Genomic DNA, 20,435 nt, shown 5'->3' with positions numbered 1-20,435 from the left:
AGTCGTCCATCCACTACCCCCGAAAGAGGGTGCCACCCGATGTCCGCCGTATCGCCGCTGCTGCGACCCCGCGACGGGGATGCGTTGCGCGCGGAACTGCGGCGGGTGGCGGCCCTCGGCGGCGTTCCGGTGCTGTTCGGCGGCGAGGTGCACGAGGACACGCTGCTGATCAGCGAGTACTACGGGCTCAGGACCGGCGGACTGCGCGGGCTGGCGGTGCGGTCGAACTCCGGTCTCGGCGGCGCCAGCATGGTCGCGGGCCGGCCGCTCGCGGTCGCCGACTACCGCAACGCCGCATCGATCACCCACGACTACGACGGCCCGGTGCTCTCGGAGGGCATCCAGTCGGTGCTGGCGGTGCCGGTGCTCGTCGACGGCCGGGCCCGGGCGATGCTCTACGGCGCCTACCGCACCGGGGCGCCGTTCGGCGGACGCGCCGCCGATCTGGTGGTCGAGTCGGCGCGGCGGCTCAGTGAGGAGTTCCGCATCCGCGACGAGGTGGACCGTCGGCTGCGGCTGCGCGACGCCCATCAGGTCAACACGGGGCAGGTCGGCGCAGAGCAGATCCGGGAGGTGCACGCGGAGCTGAGGTCGCTCGCGGTCACGGCCCCGCCGGAGCTGCAGGACCGGCTGCGGGCACTGGCCGACACCCTGATCGGCGGCGGCGACGACGCGGAGACGCCCGTGCTGACCCCGCGGGAAGTCGACGTGCTGGGCCAGGTCGCGCTCGGTTGCACCAACACCGAGGCCGCGCAGCGCCTTTCGCTCAAGCCCGAGACCGTCAAGAGCTACCTGCGCAGTGCGGCAATGAAACTGGGCACTCACACCCGCTACGAGTCGGTGTCGAAGGCGCGTCGGCTGCGTCTGATCCCCTGAACATGGCGAAGGGGCACCTCCAGCGGGGGGATAGGAGGTGCCCCTTCGGGTTCCACAGGTCCGCCGGGGGGGAGCGGACGTCTTGGGGGGTTACCGGTCAGCGGACGTTGATCGAATTGTCCGCTCAGCGGACGTTGATCGAATTGTCCGCTCAGCGGACGTTGACGTAGTAGATCTTGCCGGTGACCGTGTTCTGGTACGTGCGGTTGTTGGCGTAGTCCTGCACCGTCGAGCGGATGTCGGCGCCGGGGTTCACGCCCACGACCGTCGCCTGGGACAGCGGTGTGTCCGACAGCCGGTGCACGATGACCCGGTGGCCCTCGGCTTCCAGCGCGGCGATGGTGTCCTGGGCGTCTCCGCCGGTCGGGGCTGCGGCGGCGGGTGCGGCGAGTCCGAACAGTCCGGCGGCGAACGCCGCGGCGGCGGTGGTGGCGATGGTGATGTTCTTCATTTTCGGCTCTTCCCTGTTGCGATCCTGCTGGGTTTAACCCTTCACACGGTGGTTACATTTCGCGTGGCAGAAATTGATCGCCGGTTGGCAGGAATCGCTCCGGGGGTTAACCCCCGGCCACTCGCCGAAACTGCATTCCAGCAGGACTTTTCTCGACATTCCGCTGCGCGGACGCAGTCTCGGCGAAGTCAGAGCGCGGTCGACGCCAGATCGACCGACCCGAGGTGCGGGGCTCCGATGCTGCCGAGCCAGAGCCGGCCGCCGGCCTCGACGAGACCGGTCGCCATGCTGAACTCCGGGTGCGTCATCCGCACGCCGGCGACGGGCGCGCCGCTGTCGGGATCGAAGGCGACCGCCCAGACGACAGCCTCGGGTTTGGGCTGCAGCCGCGCGGGCAGCCGCCAGATCACCTTGCGCAGCACCGGCGGTCCGGCCGCCAGTCGGTCGGCGAGCGGGTTGGCCGGGGTCACCATCGCGCACCAGATCCGGCCGTCCGCGCCGGTGGACAGGTTGTCGGGCATCGCGGGAAGGTTCACCGCCAGCGGCGTGACCGTGCCGGCATGAGGGCCGGTCAGCCAGTACTTCGACAGTCGGCGGCCCTGCGTCTCGGCGAACACCAGCGCCGAACCGTCCGCGGTCGGTGTGACCCCGTTGGCGAAGTACAGCCCGTCGAGCACCGTGGTGACCCGGCCGTCGGTGTCGAGCCGGTGCAGCGCGCCGCGGCCGCGGGCCTCCAGGATCGCGCCGAGGTACTGGTCGATGGTGAACGCGCTCGTCGACTCGGTGAAATACACCGTGCCGTCAGCGGTTTCGGTCACGTTCGAGCAGAACAGCAGCGGCCGCCCGTCGATCGACGACACCAGCGTCTCGAACCTGCCGGTGGCGGTGTCCAGTGCGAGCAGTCCGCGCGGGCTGTCGCACACCAGCAGTCGGCCGTCCCGGGTGAAGCCCAGGCCCAGCGGCCGGCCGCCGGTGTTGGCGACGATCTCGGGTGCGGTGCCGTCGGGACGCAACCGCACGATCGACCCGTCGAGCGCCCCGACCCACAGGTGGCCGTCGGAGTCGACGACGACGTCCTCGGGTTCACCGCCCGGTATCGGCACCAATGTCAGTGCAGCTGCACCGAATTCGGGGAGCGGGTCGACGGGCGGTGCGTGCCACCGCACCGGGTCGACGGGTCGTTTCGACCTGAGCATGGTGCCAACGATAATCCCGTCGCCCCGCCGAAATTGCATTCCGGCAGGTTCGTTCTCGAACTTCCGCTGCTGGAACGCAATTTCGGCGGAAAGGCGCTACATCCGTGCGCTGGCCTCGGTGAGCACGTTGCGCAGGATGTCGTAGATCGCGTCGAACTCGGCCTGCCCGCTGATCAGCGGCGGGGCCAGCTGCACGACTGGGTCGCCACGGTCGTCGGCGCGGCAGTACAGGCCGGCGTCCCACAGCGCAGGGGTCAGGAACCCGCGCAGCAACCGCTCGGACTCCTCGTCGTTGAACGTCTCCTTGGTGGTCTTGTCCTTGACCAGCTCGATGCCGTAGAAGTAGCCCTCACCGCGGACGTCGCCGACGATCGGCAGGTCCAGCAGCTGCTCCAGCGTCGCGCGGAACGCCGGGGCGTTCTGCTTGACCCGGTCGTTGAGGCCCTCGCGCTCGAAGATGTCGAGGTTGGCCAGCGCGACCGCGGAGGACACCGGGTGCCCGCCGAAGGTGTAGCCGTGACCGAACACCGTGGAGCCGTCGTTGAACGGTTCGAAGAGCCGGTCACTGGCGACCATCGCGCCGATCGGGGAGTAGCCCGAGGTCAGGCCCTTGGCGCAGGTGATGATGTCGGGCACGTAGTTGAAGTCGTTGCACGCGAACATCGATCCGATACGGCCGTAGGCGCAGATCACCTCGTCGGAGACCAGCAGCACGTCGTACTCGTCGCAGATCTCGCGGACCCGCTCGAAGTATCCGGGCGGCGGCGGGAAGCAGCCGCCGGCGTTCTGCACCGGCTCCAGGAAGACGGCGGCGACCGTCTCGGGACCCTCGAACTCGATGGCCTCGGCGATGCGGTCGGCGCAGTAGCGGCCGAAAACCTTCTCGTCGTGGGCGTATTCGGCGGGGGCCCGGTAGAAGTTGGTGTTCGGGGCGCGGAAGCCGCCCGGCACCAGCGGCTCGAACGGGGCCTTGAACGCCGGGATGCCGGTGATCGACAGGGCGCCCTGCGGGGTGCCGTGGTAGGCGATCGAGCGGGACACCACCTTGTGCTTACCCGGCTTGCCGGTCAGCTTGAAGTACTGCTTGGCCAGCTTCCAGGCACTCTCGACGGCCTCGCCGCCGCCGGTGGTGAAGAACACCCGGTTCAGGTCGCCGGGGGCGTAGCCGGCGATGCGCTCGGCCAGCTCGACCGCGGTCGGGGTGGCGTAGGACCACAGCGGAAAGAACGCCAGCTGCTCGGCCTGCTTGGCGGCGGCCTCGGCGAGCTCCTTACGGCCGTGGCCGACCTGCACGACGAACAGACCGGAGAGTCCGTCGATGTACTGCTTGCCATTGTCGTCGTAAATGTGCACGCCCTCGCCGCGGGTGATGATCGGCGGAGTGATGCCGGCGCCGTGGCGGGCGAAGTGGCCCCACAGGTGGCGGTTGGCCTTGGCGCCGAGATCGGACGCGGTGGTCTGATCGGTTTCGGAAATGATGGTCATCGTGTACCCCAATTGTATTGCTGCTTAACAAGTTTCAGATAGACAAGGGTTTCGGTGGATATCACTCCCGGTAGCGCGCGGATCTGGGTGTTGAGAAGTTCGAGCAGGCTGTCGTCGTCCTCGCAGACAACCTCGATGATCGCGTCGAACGAGCCCGCGGTCAGCACGACGTAGTCGACCGACGGCAGCTCGGCGAGCTTCTGCGCGACCTTGGTGGTGTCGCCGGTGCATTTGATGCCGATCATCGCCTGGCGGGCGAAGCCGAGCTGCATCGGATCGGTGACGGCGACGATCTGCATCACCCCGGCGTCGACCATGCGCTGGACGCGTTGGCGCACCGCGGCCTCTGACAGCCCCACGGCCTTGCCGATACCGGCGTAGGAGCGGCGACCGTCCTGCTGAAGCTTCTCGATGATCGCCTTCGACAGTTCGTCGAGCTGGAACGCGGCGCCCGGGCGGGACTCGTTGACACGGAAGGAGACGGGTCCGACGGCATGCGGTAACCCGGGGTTGGCCATGCCAGAGATTGTGCACGGAATCCGTCGTGGCAGGCAACCATCACGCCGAAATCACTTGTTCGAGGCGGTTGACGCTGACGTAATGCGTAGCCTCCGGCGGCGAGGCGCGATAGGTTTGGCGCATGACTGTCGCAAGCAGCTGGATCGACGGCGCCCTGGTGAAGACCGGCGGCGCCCAGCACACCGTGATCAACCCCGCGACCGGCGAAGCCGTCGCCGAGTTCGCGCTGGCACAGCCGGGTGACGTGGACCGGGCCGTCGCGTCAGCGCGCGCGGCCCTGCCCGGGTGGAAGCGGGCGACCCCGGCGGAGCGCTCGGCGGTGCTGGCCAAACTGGCGAAACTCGCCGACGACGCGACCTCGGAGCTGGTGGCCGAGGAGGTCAGCCAGACCGGCAAGCCGGTGCGGCTGGCGACCGAGTTCGACGTACCCGGCAGCGTGGACAACATCGACTTCTTCGCCGGCGCGGCCCGGCACCTGGAGGGCAAGGCGAGCGCGGAGTACTCGGCCGATCACACGTCGTCGATCCGGCGCGAGGCCGTTGGGGTGGTTGCGACGATCACGCCGTGGAACTACCCGCTGCAGATGGCGGTGTGGAAGGTGATCCCGGCGTTGGCGGCGGGGTGTTCGGTGGTGATCAAGCCAGCCGAGATCACGCCGCTGACGACGTTGACGCTGGCGCGGCTGGCGTCGGAGGCCGGTCTGCCCGACGGGGTGCTGAACGTGGTGACCGGCTCGGGTGCCGACGTCGGTGCCGCGCTGGCCGGGCATGCCGACGTCGACATGGTGACGTTCACCGGGTCGACGCCGGTGGGGCGGCGGGTGATGCTGGCCGCGGCTGCGCACGGGCACCGCACGCAGTTGGAGCTCGGTGGTAAGGCGCCGTTCGTGGTGTTCGACGACGCGGACCTGGACGCGGCGATCCAGGGCGCGGTGGCCGGGGCGTTGATCAACACGGGTCAGGACTGCACGGCGGCGACCCGTGCGATCGTCGCGGAGTCGTTGTACGACGACTTCGTGGCCGGGGTGGCCGAGGTGATGTTAAAGGTGGTGATCGGCGACCCTGCCGATCCGGACACCGATCTCGGTCCGCTGATCTCGCAGGCGCACCGGGCGAAGGTGGCCGGGATGGTGGAGCGCGCGCCGGGGGAGGGCGGGCGTGTGGTGACCGGCGGTGTTGCGCCGGACGGGCCGGGGTCGTTCTACCGGCCGACGCTGATCGCGGATGTGGCTGAGACGTCGGAGGTTTGGCGCGACGAGATCTTCGGTCCGGTACTGACGGTGCGGTCGTTCACCGACGACGACGATGCTTTGCGGCAGGCGAACGATACGGCGTATGGGTTGGCGGCGTCGGCGTGGACACGGGATGTGTATCGCGCGCAACGGGCTTCACGCGAGATCCACGCCGGCTGTGTGTGGATCAACGACCACATCCCGATCATCTCGGAGATGCCGCACGGCGGTTTCGGCGCCTCTGGCTTCGGCAAGGACATGAGCCAGTACTCGTTGGAGGAGTACCTGTCGATCAAGCATGTGATGAGCGACATCACCGGCGTGGTCGACAAGGATTGGCACAGGACGATTTTCACCAAGCGCTAGGGGGCGTCGGGGGCGCGCGTGTTTGCACAGCGACACGTCGGGGTCTCGCGAGAGTGCACTCCCGGTAGCTGCTGAGCGGCTTCGGCTACCGTGAGTGCACTCTCGCGTAGTAGGTCAGAACGCGGAGCCGTTCAATACCACGAAGTCACCGTTGACTGAGGTCGCGATGACCACGTTGCCGTTGCCCCTTACAGCCACCTGCTGATAGTCACTCGCACTGTTGTAAGTGATTTCCGACGGCATGTTCGCCGCAATCGCTTTTACTCTTCCGGACCTGGTATCGAGGACCCAGAAATGATCGTGCGCCACCACATATGCGCGGGTGCCGGCGGACGTAGTCGCAACTGAATGCGGCAGGTCGTTCAGGCTGTTTCGCCAGAGCACCCGGGGGTTCACCGGATCTGAAGTATCGATCGCGACTACCGAATTGGACCCGCTGTGATTGGTGACGAATGCCCGCTTGCCGTCGGCGCTCAGAGCGATGAACCCCGTGCTGGTGTAGGAGCTGAAATATTCCGGTACCACGGTCACCGTCGGCTCGGGGCCAGAAGCGTCGATCACTGAAACCCGTCCTGTAGAGCTGTACACGACGGCAACAGAGCCGTCGGCACTAGACGCAATGGAATACGGGCTTGCGATCGCCACAGTCCTGACTTCTGGGAGATGGTTGATTCCGTTGTATCGGATGACGGACACCGTGTTGGAGCTCGGGTGAGTAATGAAGCCGAGAGTTCCGTCAGCGTTGAGCGCAACATCGCCCTGGTAATTGCATCCGGCGCACAGCGGAATCTCGACGGTTGCTGGGTTGATGCCCGTCGTTAGGTCGACAACCGTCATCACATCGCGTTGCGTGTTGGTGACGAAGGCGATCAAACCGTTGCTGCTGACTGCGATCGTCCCGGGACTGTCCACTGGAATAGTCTCGATTACCTTGGTGTCGACAACCGCCACTTCGTTTTTCGACGGATTCGTCACAAGTGCGAGCCAGCCGTCGGAAGCCACTGCAATGCCACCTGGCGTGCCACCGAGATTGATCGAGATTGGCGTATAGCCAGCATGGCCGGAAGCGCTGAGCTCTGCCGTATCCACTATCTTCAGGGTTCCGTCTCCCATGGCCACGTATGCGCGGCCGTTTTCGGCGCCGAATGCGAGATCGTATGGAGCTGACCCCAGGTCGATCGACTCGTAGGAGCCGTACTTATAACTTGTGGCGTACACACCGACGTGGTCGAAGGCATCTTGAATTGCTTGGATCTCTCGTTCGGTGAAGCCTTTCACCTTGGCCGAACTGATAATGGCGGAACGCGCATCCACGAAAGTTGCCGAACTCGGCAGCCGGTAGAGAGAGTTGTAGAAGACCTGCGCCCACTCCTTGTCTGTGACGTTGGTGGTGCGGCCCGAACCACGCCACGAGCCCTCCGAAGGATCCATGATCATCCGGTAGAAGGCATGACCCATGATTGTGCTGTTGACGTGGACGCCGCCCCAGTCATTTCCCTCTGAGTACTTTTCGCCCGGCCCGAGAAGATAACGATCGCTGTAATCGTGACGAGGATTTCCTAGACCAGGAACCGCGTATTCAGGTCTCGACGGGTCGCTCAAGTCGCGAATTGTCTTTCGCGAGTCCTCCCTGATCAGCCAACGACCGGGGTCTGTCCTGGATTTTCCTTCGATCAAGCTACCGAGAATATCGCTGTAAGCTTCATTCAACGCCCCACTTTCGCCTTGGTAGCCCAGCCCGACGCCCTGCGAATCTTTATCAAGAATGATGTATTGGATTACCGCGTGCGTGTATTCGTGGGCGACAACATCAACGGCACGCGCTGTGAGCATCTTTCCCGAAAATTCGAACCAACTGCCGTTCCAGTAGCTGCTGTCGTCCTTGCCATTGACGTATACCGGGATCTCGACAGTGCCAGCGCCGTCGATTCCCTTGTGCTGGACTTTATCGCGGTAAAAGTTGTATACCTGCGTCAGACTGTAATGCGCGGAAACGGCCTCCGGATTCCATGATCCATTCTCGCGCGATGCAAGCTTATATGATTGGTAAAGCACCTTCGCGCCACCCGGTAGGGTCTCCTGTCGATAGGTGAGTATATAGATCGTCAGGTTCTTTGACGCGTCAACCAGCGAAAGCGTTGATCCGGATTGGCTCGCATTGAATGTTCGCACTATGCCGAATAGATCTTTGGCGGTCTCGGTGGTGACAGTCGCGCTTCCGACAGAGGAGAATTCGTCAAGAATTACGCCCACATCCGCGCCATTGGCATTGACAAAATAGGTCGTGTTGACGGAGGGAATGACAATTATCTCTTCGCCATCTGCCGGAATGTACTCGGTGTCTGCATCGACGGCAGTCAGTTGGCTTGTGGCGGTCACCTTCCAAACCAGGCGAGGGGAAGACTGGGGTTCGAGGTCGTAGACGGCGAGTATCGCCTCGAAGCTCACCGAGTTGAGAAATGCCTCGATGACCTCTTCTTCTGCAGAGGACGAGATCTGGCTCCGAAGGTGCTCTTTTGCCACCGCGACGGCAGATTCGGGGGTGGCAAGATCGGCCGAAGGCGTCGAATCAATGTCGTTGAGCCCCGCGGCATAACTACTGAAGAGTCCGGTGACAATGCCGTCTCCGCGGACAACGAGCGTGACCGAACTACTCAGAGCGGTGATACCGTCGACCTTCGGCCGAAGCCGATAGAAGTGCTCCGTCGTCAGGTCGTCGGCGCCAATAACCTGTTGCGTGGAAATGGCGTCTGCAATCGCGAAGTCAGCGTACGACCCCAAGAGGGTCGCGACATATTTGAATACCTCAGCTGCATCCGCAGCGTTCGAAACCGTCTTCGGCACGAACGGGCCGTGGATAGCTCGAACAGTTCCATCCTCGTTTTCGCTGACAAGCACGTCACCGTTGGCGGCGAGTTGTTGCAGCACAGACGGTTCCAGTCCGGGCACGATGTCGACCACGACGGTGACGTCGGTACTCGCCCAGCTGTCAGTCGCCCGAATGCTGAATGAGGCGGTCGCGGCGGCAGCATCTGCCCACGCGTTGTAGCGTGCCTGCGCCGTCGGTGTGAATACCCAAGCGCCGCTGTGGTAGTCGACCTCGATGGTGCCGATCGAGCTGTCGAGCCAACCGATTGAATAGGTCAGTGGATCACCGTCATCATCGGTGACATTCAGCAATCCCTCGACACGGCCCGTCGAATCCGTCGTTGACGTGATTGTGAAGGCGGGATCAGCAGCTATGGGCGCGGAATTCGCGAATACCGGGACCGTGACGGTGACGGGTACCGTGGTCGCGCCGTCGGTGACATTGACGACAAACGCGTATTCGTCGTCTCCGGGGGTGCCTGACGCGGCGTTGCGCAGTTCCGCCGAGGGCCAGAACTGCCATTCGCCTGTGTCATACCGCAGGTAGACGTAGAGACTGTCACTGCCGTTTTCCAACTGATAGGTGAGAATGTCGCCATCCGCATCGACGACGTTGATGCGCCCTGTGACGAATCCCGAGCGGGGATTGGTTTCTATGATGGTGAACGCGGGATCTTGAGCCGCTGGTTGCGTTCCCGGAAGGATGTTCACAGTGATGGCGACGGCGTCACTCAACTGACCGTCAGTTACTCCGATGGAGAACGTCACTGACAGTTGATCGCCATTCGGGTCGTTGTTTCGCATCTCCCATGCGTCGAGCTGAGCCTGCGCCGTGGGGGTGAATTGCCATCCGCCAGTGAGGGGATTTACGACAACGGCACCAACGGTCGGATCCGCATCCGAGAACACGGAATAGGTGAGAAGGTCGCCATCAGCGTCTGCGCCGATCACTGCACCGCTGACGACTCCGCTGCTGCTGGTGGAGTGGGAGTCGGGATCGTCTGACACCGCGGGTGCGTGCTCGTTGACTGGGTCGTAGATGGGATTGAGCACCGTGATGGTGTGGGACAGCAAATCGGTGATGAGGAGTCGGCCCTCGTTGTCGAAGTCCAGCCCGAATGGTTGGCGGCCCAATTCGACTGCGCGCGTGATCCCATTGGGGTAGCGGACGACAAGTGTCCCTCCTCCGGACCCGGGACTCAGGGGCGGGCTGGTGATGAACAGCGTGCCGTCGGGACCGATGGCGACGCCGGCGGGGGTGGTGCCCGGCGGCAATTCGAGGTCAGTGATGGTGCCGTCGGAATTGAGAACCAGGACGCCACCACCCCCTTGGGCGGTCGCACCTGTTGGCAGCAAGAGGTAGGTAACGAACACGCGGCCGTCTGGGGCTACCTGTACGTCGTACGATAAGCCGGGCAGCGCAACGGTTTCAGTGCTTCCATCGGGGCTGATGATGTGTAGCAAGCCTGCAGAGGGTGTCCCGCTGGTGGTGACGTCGTTACCGGTGACGTACAGGTTGCCGGCGTCGTCAAACGCCAGCCCCGTAGCGCCGGGAATCGTGGCGACAATTTCGGCCGCGTAGCCGGCTGCCGGATCGTAGGCCGTCACCGTCCCCGTCTGGAAGTCGGTGACGTGGATACGACCGTCGGGACCCACCTCGATGCCGACTGGCATACCCGATACGTCAGAGAGTTTCGTGACCGTGCCATTGGCCTCAAGTGCACCCAGGATGGGCTTGAGCTCGGCGTCGAAGCCTGTGACCATGATGCGCCCATCCGGTGTCACAGCGATGCCGTAAAGGTTGGTCACCTCTTTGGCGTCGAACGTAGAGACGGCCCCCACAGGCGTCGTCACCGGAGGAGCGTCAGGTGGGGTCAGCACCGTCAGGGTACCGGTCTCGGTGTCGGCGATGTAGACCCGTCCATCCGGGGCCACGGTAATGCCCGAGCCGTGAACACCGAGTTCGAGCGTGTGGTCGACCCAGCCGTCGGGAAACACGATGGCCACATCGCGGGGGACGCCGCTTTGGTCGCTGACATACAGTTTGCCGTTGGGACCAAACGCGATACCAGAAGGAGCGCCGCCGAGCAGCGTGAAAGTCACCAGGTTACCGTCGACGTCGTACACCCGGAGATATCCCGCGCCCTCGTCGTCAGTTCCGACGATGTAAATTTCATCGTCCGCACCCACAGCGACACCTGTCGGGTTCGGCACGTCAATACTCAGCACTGGGTTGGTGAATGAGCTTAGGACCGCTACGGTATCCGTCTCTTCGCTGGCGACCACGACGATCCCCGCATAGCCAGTCGCTACAGCGCCCAACCCGCCAGTGACGGCAGCCAACGGAAGGCTGGAAATCGCATTGCCGTAGGCATGGTTGATCAAAGTGAGCGTGTTGTCGACTCCGTTGGTCACGACGAGGAACCCAAAGGGTGAACTCGCGATACCGACGGGCCTGAAATTAAGCTCGATTGAGTCGACTATCTGTCCGCCGGCGCTGACGACGGTGATCGAATTGCTGCCATGGTTAACCACGTAGATCCGCCCGTCAGACCCTACTGCCAGGGCGGTAGGCGCGCCGCCCACTTCCTCGATGACATCGACGGTGTAGCCGTCGGCCGCGACGATCGGTGCACTGGCCTCGATCTGAGTGCCGTCAGAGGCGGTGATGACGAAGTCGACGAAGCTCTCGAATTCGAAGGATGGGTCGTACGTGCCGTAGGTCGCCGCGGCGACGGCTTCAGCGGTGGGGACAAACACCCACGATCCCGTTGCCGGATCGAGTGTTAACGTGCCGAGCGCCGACGATGGCGGTGAGGTCAACTCGAAGGTCAAGTGTCCGCCCGGATTCAGAACGTAGACCTCGCCGCTGACGGCCCCTGTCTCTTGGTCGACGGTGTAGTCGTAATTCCAGTCGAACTGGGACGCGTACGGCGTCAAAACGATCAGCGTGCTCGGAGTGCTGCTGAGTACGGTGATCCGCCCGTCCGGATGTACCGCGAACGCGCGAGTGAGGTGCTCATTCCACGCGTCGCTGACCCACTGCCCATCAGGGGTGAATGCGGTGAGTGTGCCCTGGTTGCTGTCGGCGAGATAGATCCCTCCGTTGGGCCCGATCGCCAGACCAAGGCGGCCTGCGTAACTGCCGAGCGGAGCGGAGATCTCGTCGTAGAGGACGGCGGCGACCGAACCGTCCGCATTGCGGATCGTCAGCCGCACGCTGTTGCGGTCGTCGGCGATCTCAGCCACGTAAATCGTTCCGTCGGCGCCGACGGCCACATCGGTGGGGATGGCGTCCAGTTGGATGACGTCGGCGGCACTGCCGTCGAGGTCGATGATGGTGATGGTGCGGTCTTCGAGGCTGGTGACGAAGAGTCGCCCATCACTGTCGAAGGCGAGACCCGACGCGCTCGGGCTGGACGCAAATGGTGAAACCGTGCCGGTTTCCGGGTTGAGGACGGCAATCGAGTCGGTCAGCGGATCTGTCAGATAGAGCCGCCCGTCCTTTCCGAGGGCGGCGTCGGTGGGGCGGAAGCCCAAAAGGATCGACGCGCCCGGGGACCCGTCAGGATTGACCACGGTCAGGCCGTCAGCATTATCCAGGTAAAGGCTGCCGTCTGAGCCGAGAACGACCACAGACTTCGCATCGTCGACATCGGTGCCCGGCCGGTCATAGTCGAAATCGAATGCGGGAGCAATGCTGGCTTCGATGTTGACGGTGACGCTCGCCAGCCCATCCGACACCGTAAGTGAGAACGAGGCGATAACCTCACCCGGGTTGCGCCAGGCATCGAAGCGCGCCTGATTGGTAGGCTTGAACTGCCAGACCCCGGTGGCCGGATCAATTGCCAGCGCCCCGATTTCAGCATCAGGCAATCCGGAGACGGTGTAAGCCAGCGGGTCGCCATCCTCATCCGTCACGTCGACGGTACCTGAGATGATGCCGCTGCCGGCGTGAGTCGTGTACTCGTAGGCGGGCTGGCCGACCACAGGTGCCTGGTTCACAGGCGACACCGCAGGTACCGTGATGGTCAGTGTGGCGGTGTCGGTGGCTTTTCCGTCGGTGATGGTGTAGGTCAGGGTTTCGGTGCCGGCGTATCCGGGGGTGGGGGTGTAGGTGATGGTTCCGCCGGTGAAGGTGGTGGTGCCGTGGGTGGCGCCGGTGACGTCGCTGACGGTGAGGGTGTCGCCGTCGGGGTCGGTGTCGTTGGATACGACGTTGACGGTGGCGGAGGTGGCGCCGGTGGGCATGGTGTAGCTGTCGTTGACCGCCACCGGTGGGATGTTGACCGGAATGACCGGAGTGACGATCACACTGACGGTCCCCACGGCGGTCGCCGTGCCGTCCGAGACGGTGTACGTGAATGTTTCGGTTCCCGAGAACCCCGTGGCAGGCGTGTAGGCGATTGTCTTGTCCGCGTTGATAGTGGCCGTCCCACCCTTGGTGGGGATGCTCAGCACCGTGACCGTCAGCGAGTCGGCGGTGTCGACGTCGGTGTCGTTGCCTAAGACGTTGATCGCCGTGGCGCCGGAGTTCCCTGGCACAATTACGGAGTCATTCACCGCCACTGGAGCATCGTTGACCGGCGTAATGGTTACGGTGACCGTCGCAGTATCGGCGGCTTCGCCGTCAGACACCGTGTAAGTGAACGTGTCAGTGCCGTGATAGTTGGCCGTCGGGGTGTAGGTGACCTTTCCGTCGAGGACGGCTACGGTGCCATGCTGCGGTGCCGTCGTGGCCGTGAGAACGAGGGTGTCTTCGTCGGGGTCCGTGTCGTTCGCTTTGACGTCGATCACGACTGAGGTGTCTTCGGTCGTAGTCGTGGAATCATCAGTTGCTGAGGGTGATTCGTTAGCAGGCGCGGCCACGACCGTCACGGATACGGTGGTTGTCGACGTATGGCCGCGCAGTGCGCTGACCAACCCATGGCTGTGCCACGCACTGGCTTCATCGGAGACGGTGTAGGTGAACATGTCGGTGCCGCTGAACCCGGCCTTCGGGGTGTAAGCGAAGCTGCCGTCGGCGTTCAGGGAGACGACACCATTCACCGCCTGGGTGTAGTCTGTAATCGTCAGGACGTCACCGATATTGGGGTCGACGTCGTTGCCGAGCACCGTGATTCGGGCAGGCACACCTTCATATGTCGTCGCGACATCGGCAATCGCCTCCGGCGAGGTATTGAAGAACGTCCGCTGGATCTCGCGGCGAACGAACGCCAGCACGCCCAGCAGCAGCGGCGGATCACCCGGGACCGACGGAGACGGATTGAACAGCATGTCCAGTGCTTTTGCCGCAATATCCAGGAATGCCGCCGGGCCTCCGAGGATGAGGCCGACCGGTGTCTGGGGTTGCTGCACCAGTGGTGCGGGTGCGGGCGTCCCTGAAGGTGCTTCGGCCGGCGTGGCGGACGTGGCGTGCCGCGCGGTGGATGTTACCGACCGCGAAACCGACTGTGCGGTTGTGGGTTCGGGATCAGGAGCGCCGGTCTCTGCGGGCGCCTCGAGTTCAGGGTCGATTTGCGGCTTGGAGGGTTTCGTGGGGGACTGGCGCACCACTGTGCGCGTCGAGTCCCCGAAAGTGGGACTGTAAGCATCCTCGTTTGGTGCCGAAGGGGAATCGATGCCTTCCTCGGCTGGGAGTTGGTTCGGCTCGTCGTTGATCTCGAGGACGACCTCATCGACAATTTCTCCCTCGTCCTCGGCGGCTGCTTCAGCATCGTCCTCAGCGGCCGCGGCGGAATCGTCGTTGACTTCGGGGTCCTCTTCCATCACCTCCGTGTCGGTGGTCTCGGTAGCATTCTCTGCTTCTGCCGCCGAGGATGACGATGTGGTGTTTGCGGGACCGGGGTACGCCCTAGCGGGCTTCCCCGGGGAGGTGCCATCTGCCGACGCCGATTCGGCATCTGAACCCGGCGACTCTGCCCAGGATGGAGTCGCTACAGCCGTCCCGATGCCCAGCGCGAGCGCCAGTGCTCCGACGCGACCGATGTACTTTGAATAGCCCATTGCCCACCCCCGGCGAAGTGACCCACTTCGGTCAACTGAGCGCAGACAGTAACATCTGGCAACGGCATTCGGGGGCTCGATTCGCTCAGTATGTTACCTGTGCGTAAATACTAATGACCCATCGAACTGGGCATTTGACGGAGTAGTGAACGAAGTTCGTATGAACGGATGACGCCGGAGCGGAGAAATCTACTTGCTGTAGCAAATTTATCTAGGCCTCCCGCGGCACCACAATCACCGGCACATCGACCCCCGCGAGGATCCGTGACGCGGTCGATCCAAGGAAGATCCGCTTCGGCGCGGCGAACCGCGACGAACCGACCACCAGTAGGTCCCCGTCGTCCCACTTCAGCTTCTTCAACGCCGACTCCAGCGTCATCCCGTCGGCCACCAACGACTCGATCTCGGGCGCGTCCGGCAGCGCCCGCGCCGCCACCGCCAGGTTCTCCTCGGCGGCCGCACGCTGCAGCGCCCGCACTTCACGCGCACTGCTCGCCTCGGCCAGGTTCTCCGCCGACACCAGTGACAGCATCCGCACCCGCAGCGCCGCCAGCGCCGCCAATCGGATCGTGAACGGCAGCGGGTTGTCGTCGCCGGGCCGCGTCGGGATGGCCGCGGTCAGTGCCTCGATCTTCTCGTCGGGATCCTCGGCGTATCCGCGCGGCGCCAGCGCCACCGGGATCGGCGAGATATGCAGCAGCGCACCGGTTACCGGTCCGATGGTGTGCCGGCCGAAGAACCCGTCGCGGGCACCGCCGACCACGATCAGATCCGACGACTTGGCCTCGGCGAACTCGACCAGAGTCTGCGCGAACGATTCTCCGACGATCACCGCCGACCCGGCGCTGACCCCGTCGACAGCCAGCGTCTCCACCGCCTTGGCGACCCAGTCCTCGCCGCGGCGCACCAGCATCTGCTGGTACTGCGAGTGGCCGGGATGCCCGTCGGGCAACTCCTCCCGCACGACGAGCACGACGTCCACGCTGGCTCCGAAGGTCTTCGCCAGTGCGCTGGCCAGCGCGATCCCGTCGTCGCCGGTCGGGGTGGCGAGGTAGCCGACTGTGAAATGCATTGCCGCACTCTCCCTTTAGAACGTATCGGGCACCTTGACTTCGGTTTCGGCGTTCAACGTCTCACCGCGGAAGAACCGCTTGGTGCCGAACGCGAAGCACGCCAGCATCAACGGGATACCCAGGACCAGCATCCCCACGCCGAGGACGAACACTCCGCCGATCGGCCCGAAGGCGGTGTACCCGTAGTCGGGCTGGAGCATGTCCTTGGCGCTGATCCCGAACGCGGCGACCATGGACAGGCCACCCAGCAGCGGGAAGATCCCGCGGAAGAACAGGTTGCGCGCCGAGCTGAACAGCGTCCTGCGGAAGTACCACACACACGCGAACGCGGTGATGCCGTAGTAGAACGCCACCGCCAACCCGAGCGAGGCCACCGAGTCGAGCAACGCATTCTCCGACAACATCTTCAGCACCAGATAGAAGAACAGCGCCGACAGCCCCATCACGATCGTGCCGAACGCCGGCGTCATGTACCGGGGATGCACGCTGGCGAACCGCTTCGGAATCGCCTCGTACACCGCCATCGACAGCGTGCCGCGCGCGGTCGGCAGGATCGTGGTCTGCGTCGACGACAGCGCCGACACCGACACCGTCAACAGCAGCGCCGACGCCGCGATCGCCCCGGCCACCGGCTCTCCGAGCACCGTCAGGACGTCGTCGGTGTTGTTCGGGTTGTTCAACCCGATCCCCACGTAACCGAATCCCGCGAAGGACTGCAACGCGTAGGCGACCAGCACATACGTGCACACCAGGATGACGGTGGTGACCAGCGCGGCGATACCGGGCGTCTTGCCCGGATCCTTGGTCTCCTCACCGACCGCCAGGCAGGCGTCCCAGCCCCAGTAGATGAAGATGCACAGGATCACCGCCGCGGCGATCGACGACACGTCCAGCCCGCTGGGCCACAGCCACGACCACTGCGGGGTGACGGCCTGCGCGCCGGCGGTGCCGGTGAACACCCGGATCAGCGCGATCACGCTGACGGTGATCAGCACGCCGAACTGGATGGCGATCAACACGTTCTGCACCCGCTCGCTGACCACGATCCCGCGCGCGGACACCAGCGTCATCGCCACGATGAAGAAGCATCCCAGCGCCACCGTGGCGGGCACGCTCTCGGCGAGGTCGTGCAACCCGAAAAAGTTGTACAGATAGATCGCGGCGATCTCAGAGACGTTGGCCAGCACGATGATCGCCGACACCGCCAGCCCCCACCCGCCGATCCAGCCGATCCACGGGCCGAACGCCTTGGTTCCCCACGTGAAGGTGGTGCCACAGTCGGGGGTGTCCTGCGACAGTTCCTTGTACGCGAACGCCACCAGCAGCATCGGGATGAACGCCAGCACGAACATCGACGGCGCCTTCTCCCCGACGGCGAGGACGACGTAGCCGAGGGTTGCGGCCAGGCTGTACGCCGGCGCCACCGCGCCGAGGCCGATGACCACGTTGCCGACCAGGCCCAGCGCGCCTGCCTGCAGGCCTTTTCCGCCAACGGCGGGCGCCGGTGGGTCCTCCTCGATCGCCATCTGCGCAATATACGGTTCCGTCCGGCGCGGCACGGCGGAATCTACACTCGACCCATGACCGCGAGCACGCGTGTCGAGGAGTTCGAGCAGATGCGTCCGTATCTGCTGTCGGTTGCCTACCGTCTCACCGGCACCGTCACCGACGCCGAGGACATCGTCCAGGACGCGTGGCTGCGGTGGGAGACCAACCGCGCGACCGGGGTCCGTGATCTCAAGGCATGGCTGACGACGGTGGTGAGCCGACTGGCGCTGGACAGGCTGCGGTCGGCGGCGCATCGGCGCGAGACCTACGTCGGGGAGTGGCTGCCCGAACCGGTGGTGACCGGCCTCGACGGCTCCGACCCGTTGGCAGCGTTGGTCGCCGACGAGGACGCCCGGTTCGCCGCGATGGTGGTGCTGGAGAACCTGACGCCGGATCAGCGGGTCGCGTTCGTACTGCACGACGGTTTCGGGGTGCCGTTCTCCGAGATCGCCGGCGTCCTCGGGGCGACGTCGCAGTCGGCGCGGCAACTGGCCTCCCGGGCCCGCCGCGCGGTGTCGGACGCGCCGCCACCGGCCGAGGATCACGCCGAGGTCGTCGGAAAGCTGTTGGCCGCCATGGCTTCCGGTGACCTGTCGGCGGTGGTGGCCCTGCTGCACCCCGAGGTCACCTTCACCGGCGACTCGAATCGCCGGGCCCCGACGGCGGCACGGGTCATCCACGGCGCCGACAAGGTCGCGCGCTTCCTGCTCGGCCTCGCCGCCAAGTACGGCGCGCAACGGCTGCTCGCCAGCGGCACGCTCGGTCTGGTCAACGGCGAACTCGGGGTGTACTCGCCGGGTGCGGAGGCGACCGACGGCGAGCCCCCGATCATGCCCCGCATCCAGGCGTTGAGCGTGCGGGACGGGAAGGTGGTCGCGATCTACGACATCGCCAACCCGGAAAAGTTCACCGCGTCGCCGCTGGCCCCTTGACCCCCTTGTCCGCGAGCGTGCGTGTCGGCGGGCAACACGCCGCGCCGACGCCGGACTTTGCGCACTCTCGCGCGGTCAAAGTCATGCCCAGGGCACCCGGCACGCGTCGCCGGAGCTGAACCCCTGCTCGGTGATCCCCAGCGCGGCGTTCACGCGGGCCCGCATGTTCTCCACACCGATCTGATAGGTCAACTCGATGACACCCTTGTCGCCGAAGCGCCGGCGCAGATCGGCGACCTGGTCGTCGGTGACGGTGTGCGGGTCGGTGGTCATCGCCGCGGCGTAGGCGATCGCGGCGCGCTCGTCGCCGGAGAACCTCGGCGATGACGCGTAGTCGTCAATGTCCTTGAGCCGTGCCATGTCCAGACCCTCCAGCCGCATCAGCATGGCGCCGAAGTCGACACACCACGAGCAGCCGATCTGGCGGGCGGTCCAGTACACCGCGAGCTCGCGGACGCTCGCCGGCAGCGTGGTGGAGGCCTTCTCCAGCACACTTTCGTGCATCGCGCCGGCGAGCATCACGCCCGGATGATGGGCGTAGATCGCGAACGGCTCGGGCACCTCGCCGAAGCGGCGCTTGGCGTAGCGCCACATCAACCGGGTCAGCAATGAGGCGCGCTGTGGGGATACGGGCTCGATGCGTGTTGTCGACGTCATGTCATCAAGACGAGACGCGCCGACGAAACGTGACAGTGGAATCCGTCGGCGACGGGTATCAAGGGGGAGTGGACGCCCAGACCAGGTCAACTCCCGAGTCGAATCCCGAGTCGAAACCCCGCCGCGGAACGATCTTCGCCGCCCACCTGCGCTCGTCTGCGGTGGTGGCGGTGCAGTTCGTCGCGGTAGCCGCGGCCCTGTGGATCCTCGCCTGGGTGGTCGGCAAGACGTGGGTGGTCGTTCTTCCGCTGGTGCTCGGTCTGGTCGTGTGTACGGTGCTGTGGCCACCGGTGCGCTGGCTGCGCGACAAAGGCGTGCCGCCCGCCGCGGCGACGCTGCTGGTGCTGCTGGTCGCCGTCGGGGTGGTGGCCGGCGCGGTCGCCGCTGTCGCGCCCGCGATCATCGGGCAGTCCGGTGAACTCGCCCAGCAGGCATCCGCCGGCGTGGTGCAGGTGCGGGACTGGCTCGGCGGGCCGCCGCTGAACATCGGTGAGGAACAACTCAATTCGGCGGTCGCGGCGATCAACGACCGGCTCAGCTCCAGCAGCGCGCAGATCGCGGCCGGGGTGTTCACCGGTGTGAGCGCCGCGACGTCGGCGCTGGTCACGTTGTTCACGACGATCGTCGTGGTCTTCTTCTTCCTCAAGGACGGCCCGGGGTTCCTGCCGTGGCTGCGGCGCACCGTCGGAGAGCCCTCGGGTCCGCACCTGAGCTCAGTCCTCGGCCGGATCTGGTCCACGCTGGGCGGATTCATTCGGACCCAGGCGCTGGTCAGCCTGGTCGACGCGGTGCTGATCGGCATCGGGCTGGTGATCCTCGGAGTGCCGTTGGCGTACGCGTTGGCCATCATCACGTTCATCGGCGGGTTCATCCCGATCGTCGGCGCGTTCGTCGCCGGCGGTCTCGCCGTGCTGATCGCCCTGGTGTCGAACGGGCCGGTCAACGCGCTGATCGTGCTGGCCATCATCCTCGCCGTGCAGCAGCTCGAGGGCAACGTGTTGCAGCCGTGGCTGCAGTCGAAGTCGATGAAGCTGCACGCGGTGATCGTGCTGCTGGCGGTCATGCTGGGGGCGTCGTTGTTCGGGGTGATCGGCGCGTTCCTGGCGGTTCCGGTCGCCGCGACAGTCGCGGTGGTGCTGCGCTACTACGGCGAGCAGGTCGCCGAACAGGCCGGGGAGAACGCCGCCGCGCCCTGACCCCGGGCCTCAGCCGCGACTGCGCCGGTAA

The 20,435-nt window shown here is 65.0% G+C and carries 12 protein-coding genes; 4 read left to right on the top strand and 8 right to left on the bottom strand.

The window, feature by feature from the left end:
• Positions 1 to 39 precede the first annotated feature (39 nt).
• The gene (locus NTM_RS00060; RefSeq protein ID WP_163764981.1) at positions 40 to 876 is read left to right on the top strand and encodes a LuxR C-terminal-related transcriptional regulator; all 837 of its coding nucleotides are present in this window, start codon (positions 40 to 42) and stop codon (positions 874 to 876) included.
• 151 nt (positions 877 to 1,027) lie between these two features.
• Here NTM_RS00060 and NTM_RS00055 read toward each other — a convergent pair whose 3' ends face one another.
• From NTM_RS00055 to NTM_RS00040, 4 genes are all read right to left on the bottom strand, one after another.
• Positions 1,028 to 1,327, bottom strand: a complete 300-nt coding sequence (locus NTM_RS00055; RefSeq protein ID WP_083145789.1) for a hypothetical protein — start codon at positions 1,325 to 1,327, stop codon at positions 1,028 to 1,030.
• A gap of 188 nt (positions 1,328 to 1,515) precedes the next feature.
• Positions 1,516 to 2,523, bottom strand: coding sequence for an SMP-30/gluconolactonase/LRE family protein (locus NTM_RS00050; protein WP_163764978.1), 1,008 nt, complete (start codon positions 2,521 to 2,523; stop codon positions 1,516 to 1,518).
• A gap of 96 nt (positions 2,524 to 2,619) precedes the next feature.
• Positions 2,620 to 4,008, bottom strand: coding sequence for an aspartate aminotransferase family protein (locus NTM_RS00045; RefSeq protein ID WP_163764977.1), 1,389 nt, complete (start codon positions 4,006 to 4,008; stop codon positions 2,620 to 2,622).
• A complete protein-coding gene (locus tag NTM_RS00040) occupies positions 4,005 to 4,526 on the bottom strand; it encodes an Lrp/AsnC family transcriptional regulator (protein ID WP_083145843.1) in 522 nt (173 codons plus the stop codon). Before NTM_RS00040 ends, NTM_RS00045 begins: the two co-directional genes overlap by 4 nt.
• Positions 4,527 to 4,648: 122 nt before the next feature.
• Between NTM_RS00040 and NTM_RS00035 the strand changes: the two genes are divergently transcribed.
• Positions 4,649 to 6,124 carry a gamma-aminobutyraldehyde dehydrogenase gene (locus tag NTM_RS00035; protein ID WP_163764975.1) on the top strand — a complete coding sequence of 492 codons (1,476 nt, stop codon included), beginning with the start codon at positions 4,649 to 4,651 and terminating at the stop codon, positions 6,122 to 6,124.
• Positions 6,125 to 6,238: 114 nt separating this feature from the next.
• On the opposite strand, the gene NTM_RS00030 is transcribed toward NTM_RS00035, so the two are convergent.
• The 3 genes from NTM_RS00030 to NTM_RS00020 all read right to left on the bottom strand — a co-directional run bounded on the left by NTM_RS00030 (position 6,239) and on the right by NTM_RS00020 (position 17,597).
• Positions 6,239 to 14,761, bottom strand: a complete 8,523-nt coding sequence (locus tag NTM_RS00030) for a cadherin-like domain-containing protein (RefSeq protein ID WP_163764974.1) — start codon at positions 14,759 to 14,761, stop codon at positions 6,239 to 6,241.
• A gap of 448 nt (positions 14,762 to 15,209) precedes the next feature.
• Entirely contained in the window at positions 15,210 to 16,070 is an 861-nt protein-coding gene (locus NTM_RS00025; protein WP_163764971.1) for a universal stress protein, read from the bottom strand.
• 15 nt (positions 16,071 to 16,085) lie between these two features.
• Positions 16,086 to 17,597 carry an APC family permease gene (locus tag NTM_RS00020; protein WP_104863047.1) on the bottom strand — a complete coding sequence of 504 codons (1,512 nt, stop codon included), beginning with the start codon at positions 17,595 to 17,597 and terminating at the stop codon, positions 16,086 to 16,088.
• 54 nt (positions 17,598 to 17,651) lie between these two features.
• On the opposite strand from NTM_RS00020, the gene NTM_RS00015 reads away from it, so the two are divergent.
• On the top strand, positions 17,652 to 18,551 hold the full coding sequence (locus NTM_RS00015) for a sigma-70 family RNA polymerase sigma factor (protein ID WP_163764969.1): 900 nt from the start codon (positions 17,652 to 17,654) through the stop codon (positions 18,549 to 18,551).
• A gap of 81 nt (positions 18,552 to 18,632) precedes the next feature.
• On the opposite strand, the gene NTM_RS00010 is transcribed toward NTM_RS00015, so the two are convergent.
• Positions 18,633 to 19,208 (bottom strand): carboxymuconolactone decarboxylase family protein, encoded by a 576-nt coding sequence (locus NTM_RS00010; protein ID WP_104863049.1) that lies wholly within the window; start codon positions 19,206 to 19,208, stop codon positions 18,633 to 18,635.
• A 131-nt stretch (positions 19,209 to 19,339) separates the two neighbouring features.
• Between NTM_RS00010 and NTM_RS00005 the strand changes: the two genes are divergently transcribed.
• Positions 19,340 to 20,404 carry an AI-2E family transporter gene (locus NTM_RS00005; protein WP_232079875.1) on the top strand — a complete coding sequence of 355 codons (1,065 nt, stop codon included), beginning with the start codon at positions 19,340 to 19,342 and terminating at the stop codon, positions 20,402 to 20,404.
• The last annotated feature ends 31 nt before the right edge of the window (positions 20,405 to 20,435 follow it).

It is taken from the genome of Mycolicibacterium parafortuitum (assembly GCF_010725485.1).
Taxonomy (GTDB): Bacteria; Actinomycetota; Actinomycetes; order Mycobacteriales; family Mycobacteriaceae; genus Mycobacterium.
This window is presented reverse-complemented; position numbering and strand designations above follow the sequence as displayed.

Excerpts from the sequence above, each read along its gene's own strand:
- NTM_RS00060 (WP_163764981.1), top strand. The coding sequence starts at position 40 with ATGTCCGCCGTATCGCCGCTGCTGCGACCCCGCGACGGGGATGCGTTG.
- NTM_RS00055 (WP_083145789.1), bottom strand. The coding sequence starts at position 1,327 with ATGAAGAACATCACCATCGCCACCACCGCCGCCGCGGCGTTCGCCGCC.
- NTM_RS00050 (WP_163764978.1), bottom strand. The coding sequence starts at position 2,523 with ATGCTCAGGTCGAAACGACCCGTCGACCCGGTGCGGTGGCACGCACCG.
- NTM_RS00045 (WP_163764977.1), bottom strand. The coding sequence starts at position 4,008 with ATGACCATCATTTCCGAAACCGATCAGACCACCGCGTCCGATCTCGGC.
- NTM_RS00040 (WP_083145843.1), bottom strand. The coding sequence starts at position 4,526 with ATGGCCAACCCCGGGTTACCGCATGCCGTCGGACCCGTCTCCTTCCGT.
- NTM_RS00035 (WP_163764975.1), top strand. The coding sequence starts at position 4,649 with ATGACTGTCGCAAGCAGCTGGATCGACGGCGCCCTGGTGAAGACCGGC.
- NTM_RS00030 (WP_163764974.1), bottom strand. The coding sequence starts at position 14,761 with ATGGAAGAGGACCCCGAAGTCAACGACGATTCCGCCGCGGCCGCTGAG.
- NTM_RS00025 (WP_163764971.1), bottom strand. The coding sequence starts at position 16,070 with ATGCATTTCACAGTCGGCTACCTCGCCACCCCGACCGGCGACGACGGG.
- NTM_RS00020 (WP_104863047.1), bottom strand. The coding sequence starts at position 17,597 with ATGGCGATCGAGGAGGACCCACCGGCGCCCGCCGTTGGCGGAAAAGGC.
- NTM_RS00015 (WP_163764969.1), top strand. The coding sequence starts at position 17,652 with ATGACCGCGAGCACGCGTGTCGAGGAGTTCGAGCAGATGCGTCCGTAT.
- NTM_RS00010 (WP_104863049.1), bottom strand. The coding sequence starts at position 19,208 with ATGACGTCGACAACACGCATCGAGCCCGTATCCCCACAGCGCGCCTCA.